Source organism: Bartonella sp. AC130YNZD (assembly GCF_042196865.1).
GTDB lineage: Bacteria > Pseudomonadota > Alphaproteobacteria > Rhizobiales > Rhizobiaceae > Bartonella.
Genome location: NZ_JBHIQZ010000043.1, coordinates 1 through 6,182, shown reverse-complemented (window position 1 = coordinate 6,182; position 6,182 = coordinate 1). Strand labels below are relative to the sequence as shown.

Annotated in this window: 2 protein-coding genes and 1 pseudogene; all 3 read right to left on the bottom strand. The window is 38.7% G+C overall.

Annotated features, from left to right (window positions below):
* Positions 1–3,832: DEAD/DEAH box helicase family protein (locus ACFINU_RS08810; protein ID WP_375667581.1), on the bottom strand; the 3,832-nt coding region annotated here is incomplete at its 3' end.
* Between the two features lie 542 nt (positions 3,833–4,374).
* Positions 4,375–5,976 (bottom strand): YfjI family protein, encoded by a 1,602-nt coding sequence (locus tag ACFINU_RS08805; protein ID WP_375618791.1) that lies wholly within the window; start codon positions 5,974–5,976, stop codon positions 4,375–4,377.
* Between the two features lie 98 nt (positions 5,977–6,074).
* Positions 6,075–6,182, bottom strand: a pseudogene (locus ACFINU_RS08800) (DNA-binding protein); the annotation flags it as partial.

Here is a 6,182-nt window from a genome sequence, read left to right as displayed (position 1 = left end):
AATGCTCCACTTCACTATTGTAAAAAGCAATCATATTACTCATATTCTTCGCGAGAGTTTCACGACTTGAATTGTATGCCCAAGCATCACGATTAGTCTGTATACCACACGAAAAAGTCTCAAAGAGCTTTTTATCATGCCCTTTTTTAATACCTAGAGCTAGGAATGTCTTGAAACTGTCATCGCGTTGACCAAGCCAATCACCATGTTTATCTGGTGTAATCGTTTGCCAACCTAATTTATCCGTAATATCATCAATGCTCTCAAGGGACTTAATGATCGTAAGCTTTTCTTTTATCTTGAGATAATCTCCAATATCATGGAAATATATTTTCCCCTGTTGTTTGGATTCCGGATTTTTTACGAGAATAGATATAGCAATGGGAGCACGAGAACCTTCACCAAAAATCCCACCACCTTCTTTTTTACGTTGTTCTCCAGAGGTTCGTGCATTCCCCCGTAAATGGAAAATGTAAAGGCTGCTAAATTCCTTAACAAGGCATTTTCGTAAACCGTTCAGAGAATGTCCAGTGATAAAGCCCGCATTTGTAACAAAACCAATAACACCACAGTCTTTTATACGGTCACTAGCCCAGCGAATAGCACGAATATAACTGTCATAAAGTGCTTGCATATTGATTGATTCAGATTGAGCAGCATAAGTTTCACCAATACGTTTATCTAATATCGGATAAGGAGTATTTTTTGCATTATCATTAGCACTTTTTTGTCCTATAGAATAAGGGGGGTTACCAAAGATAACTTCGATATCTAGTTTCTTTTGATGTTCCAAATATTCACTATTTTCTTTAAACAATTCCTGTAGCAAGTTCTTCTCTTCAAGCATCCGAAACGTATCAGCCAAACCAATATGCTTGAAAGGGATATATTCACCTTTCATAAGACTATGATAAGTCGATTCAATGTTAATCGCTGCTATGTAATAGGCAAGCAAAACAATCTCATTGGCGTGGATATCATGACGGAATTTATATTCCATATCCTCTGGTTTGATGAGATTAGATTGTAAAAGCCGTGTGATAAAAGTACCTGTCCCCGTAAAAGGGTCAAGAATAGAGACACCTCGTGACCCCAAGCTTTTTCCAAATTCATTACGCAAAACATCATCAACAGAATGAATGATAAAATCCACAACCTCAACGGGCGTATAAACAATCCCAAGCCTATCCGTGGTTTTCTTAAATGCCTTGGCAAAAAAGCTTTCATAAAGCGTAATAATAAGATTTTGCCTTGCTAAAGGCGAGGTAATCCCAGAAGCACGAAGCCTTACACTGTTATAAAACTCTTGTAATTCCTTGGATTCTTCCTCGATATTGGTTTTATCGAGTTCTGTTAAGATTTTTTCCATGGCTTGCGAAATGGCATTGTTCTGAACAAATTCATTGCCCTCAAACAAGGCTTCAAACACGGGACGCGTCACAAGATGTTGGGCTAACATCTCAATGGCTTCCTCTTGTTTTATTTCACTGTTTAAATTGTTCTTTAATTCCTTATGAAAGGCATCAAAAGAATGAAAGGCTTCACTGTTTTCATCAACAAGCAGGTTTTGAAGATGGGTGATATGATTTTGTGCAATCTCAGCAACATTACCCGCCCAATTTTCCCAATAATCCGCAATAGCAAATTTCTTCGCAAGAAGGGTTTTGAGAGCATTGGGAAACTCTTTATAAAAAGGTAATCGTCCTGTTACGCTATGAATAGTTTGTGGTTCATGAGCGGCTTTTCCAATCTCAAGTTCCATATGTTCTGATTTTTCATGGATATGGAGTTTATCCTCAACCGCGGTCATACTCTTTAAGGCGACAATCTCCAAAACATCACTAACGTCTTGCCCTAAAATCATCTGGTTAAGGGTTATTTTAAAATTCTCATCATGAGCAAGCAAAGCATTGATCACTTGCCAAACAACACTGTATTTCTTATTGTTCTTTAAAGCTTTTTCGGGGTCAATTCCAGCCGGCACCCCAACGGGTAAAATGATATAGCCTCTTTTCTTGCCCTTCGCGCGGCGCATCACACGTCCTACCGCCTGTATCACATTCACTTGGCTTTTACGCGGGTGTAAAAACATCACCGCATCCAAGGTAGGCACATCCACACCCTCAGACAGACAGCGTACATTGGTGAGCACACGACAGTGATTTTCCCCCACATTTTCTTCCAACCAATCCAGTTTTCTTGACCGTTCCTTGGCACCATCCTTCCCATCAATATGATCAACTTCACAGATTAGAGGAGGCGTATCGGGGTGGTTTTGATAAAGTCTATTGAAAATCCTCTTAACACCTTTTCCTTGAAAGGTATCACGGATATTTTTAGAGGTCTTGATATCTTTACAAAAAGCCAAGGCACGACGCATGGGGCTCGTATCATCTCCAAGATCATTTTTCAGATCCAGTTTAGTTAAAGCTTGATAACAGCCAACAATTTTTGTTCTATAATCGAGAAGAAGTTCATAATCTTTACTTGTGGTAGGCATCTCCATGGTTTTACTGATTTCCCCCTCATCAACACCCAAAACAATAATCTTATAAGGGGTTAACAGTTCATTCTTGACCGCATCGGTAAAACTGTAGGTATAAAGCACTTTTCCATAAACTGTTTCATCATCCATAGAGGCTAAAACAGCATCAACCTCATCCGTATTCCTTTTCAGCTTATCACTAAAAATCTTAGGCGTTGCTGTCATGTATAGACGTTTTTTGCCTCGAATAAGAGTGTTATCGTGAACCTTGATAAAATCAGATTCATTGTCCTCTGTTCCTAATGAAGCCCCCGTTGTTCTATGCGCCTCATCACAAATAATCAAATCAAAGGCTGCTAAACCATGATCCTTTTGCGCATCAACAATGACTTGTATTGATTGATAGGTCGCAAAAATAACACTCATCGCATGGGGAGAAGAGTTGCCTACTTTCTCGACAAGCTTAGAGGCATCTGTGGTAGCAGGGAGGGCTAAATCAGATGCCGATAATTCCCCATCATCTTCTTGGTTTTTACGCCGCTTGCCGATTTGCTTATCCGAACACACGGCAAAGCAACGCAAGGGCACTTGTGCATCGGCGGTCCATTCACGGATTGTTTGCGAGACTAAAGCAAGAGAGGGGACTAAAAACAACACACGCTTGCCTTTTCCTGCTATGGTTTCTGCTATCTTAAGACTGGTGAAAGTTTTGCCCGTTCCACATGCCATAATCAGCTTGCCACGGTCTGCTTCTTTTAAACCTTCACAAACCGCTTTGAGTGCTTCTTTCTGATGATCTAAAAGCTTTTTTTTCTTTTGCTCGTAAAGGACAATGTTGCCTGTCTTATCAAAGAGACCCCAATCAATTTGACTATTGTCCATATCAAACAGATTAATCCGATAAACCGAAACCGCTTGCCCTTCAATCATGGTATTGGCATTTTCGCTTAAGTCTTTTTCGGTGCTATCAATGAGAAGACGGTATTTAAATCTCTTTTTACCAGAAATGGCGATAAAGCTTTCAATATCATCTTGGGTAATCTGATGATTGGTCTCATAAAATTGACAGCGAATAGCAACGTAATCGTCTTGATCACGAATTTTCGCCACCAAATCAATATCGGTGTCTGTATCGCTTCCTTTCCAACCCTTTTCGTCAGCGACCTCTCTATAAGTTTGCACCTTTTCGTATTCTTGCTTTTGAAGCGGGTCTTGCGTCAAATAGGCAATGACAAACTTTTCAAAAGCAGCTTGCTTTTCTTGCTCTGATATCGCTTGATCACGATAGGCTTGTAAGAGAGAGCGTAAAGAGACATGTTTATTATCAGAATAAAGAGGGTGAGACATAAAGAACAGACTCCATGACAATATATTCTACTGATTAATTATCTTTAAAAGAATCAAAGTGAAGCCTATTAAATCCATTTTGAGTAAATGGTGAAAAAAAATGCAGAAAACTGCTAAAAAAGCCGCTCTTTTTTTCAAAAGGGTTTTTTAAAGGTTGTTTATCAACAGCCCATGACACAGCGCAAGATCAGCAGAATAGTAAAATTTGCTATTTGTTTTATGAAAAAAGACAAATTTGATATGTGCTTTAAAATATCAGAATAAGTACTTTGATAAGTTTTATAGAGAGGTTTTGTAGGTTCTTAAAACCCCCAAAACCCCTACAAAACCCCTTTTTATATATATTATAGATTGTATTTACATATTATATTTAATATAGGTTGTTTCTTTAAAACATTAACATATTGAAATATAATGATTTTTATTTTGGATTAAAAAAATAAAATAATACGTACAAAAAGCCCCCCCAAAACTCATAATGGGGAGTGCTTTGAATAGTTCACTGTTATATTGTTAATGTTCTATAAGATTTCCAAATTGCCTCAGTGTGATGTTTTATGGCTTGTCACTAAGGGATTCCATTCATAGCGTATGGTAGGGCGACCGCCTTGTGAGCTCTTGTCTCCAGAGATTTCACGTATATAGTTACAACGGCATAAAAGCTCTAAAGCTTGCTTAACGGCTTCATTATCTTTGAAACATTTCCAATCACGTTTATAAATATCCCTTGTTGTAAAAACATCGGGTAAACAATCACAACGTTCGACAATTAATTTTGCCCCCTCTGTTGCTAAGCTATCCGCCGCCGCATAAAGCCTTTTGACATGACTTAACAAATATTTTTCCCAATACAAGGCTCTTTCAAGCGCATTTCTATTGATTTCAAAACTCCCACCATCAGCCAGTTCAAAAATCAACGCAAGGGTTGGTATGGTTTGATTCATTTTCAAAAGATGTGCTTTTAAACTTGCAGAGAAATGACCATTCTTTATTCTTTTCTGAAAATCTTCCCACCATTCACGAAACATTTCTTGGGCTTCGGCAGAAAAGCGTATAGTTATCGGATATTTTGGTGATCCTAATGGTTTATCATAAAGAGAACGAAAAACCCCTTGATAACTTTCCCATGCCTTTTGATTAGGAGGTCTATCAACCCATAACTGCTCTTGTCGTTCATCGGGAAAGATCAGCATTTGAAACCGTTGCATAAGACCATCATCGTTTATTCCACGGTGCATGTCTTGAATAATGGGAATAATACGTGCAGGTTGAATACCCCCTATAATAGAGACAGTTGCATTGGGAATAAAAATGGTTCCCCGTCCTATACGGTCATAGGTGTAAGACTTATTGCCATTAAAAGCTGTTAGATAGAAAGAACGGTCTGATTGATATTCCTTTCTTGCCAGATTAGATAAAAAACCAGCTAATTCATCACGAACCAACAAGAGACCACGGGGGTTTTCTTTTAAGAGTTCCCCAAGCTTTTCAACGGTCACATCATTGACGATAAGACGGCGTTTTATAGAACTGTCATCTTCCTCACTTTCTTTGTGTTCAAGAGTTTGTGAAAGAAGAGCAAGGGCTTGTTCTTCGTCTTGATCTTTGAGTGCTTTATAGGCTTGTTTTTTCTTTTCTCGTTTATCTAATTCACTAAGAATCTCTTTTGTTTCTTGCTGTTTTTTCTTCTTTACCCACTCTTGATGCCATTCATCTTGAAATTCATAAAGAGGTTCTAAAGCAGCGTCCATGGTACCTGTTTTCATGGTCGAAGGTTCCCCCACAATGACACCCCAGAGATTAGGAACAATTTTCCAATTGGCATGTTGTTTTGGGGCAACCCGCACGCCATTGCCAATCACAGCAGCCAAAGCACAGAGAGCAGAGATAGCAATAAAATCCATAGGGGCTTGTTGGCTATCCGCAACGTCATAAACATAGTTCATTAATGGCGTTGGCAACTGTAATAAGCTAAAAGGCTCGACGGGTAAGAGAGCCGCCGTGATAGGCTTTATTTCGCCCCAACCATTTTGTTGCAATGCGATTTCATAAGGAATGGCTTCTAAACAAGTCTTATCATTTAAAGAGCCGTTATCATTATCATTTAAAGGAGTATTATTCTCTAACTTAAAAGAACACATCATTTTTAATCCTATAACATTGCGTCATAGGACGGATTATGCACTCTCTAGATTGATGAGTTTGAGAAAGCCTTGTCCGTCCTTACGTGACAAGGTTTTTTTTATGCCACGTCGTTATAACGTTGCTGTTTCGCTTGCTCGATGACATTCAAAAGATCCGATTGTAACCAACGGGATAAAAAACCAAATTTTAAGGGTTTTGGGAGAGA

Excerpts from the sequence above, each read along its gene's own strand:
- ACFINU_RS08805 (WP_375618791.1), bottom strand. The coding sequence starts at position 5,976 with ATGATGTGTTCTTTTAAGTTAGAGAATAATACTCCTTTAAATGATAAT.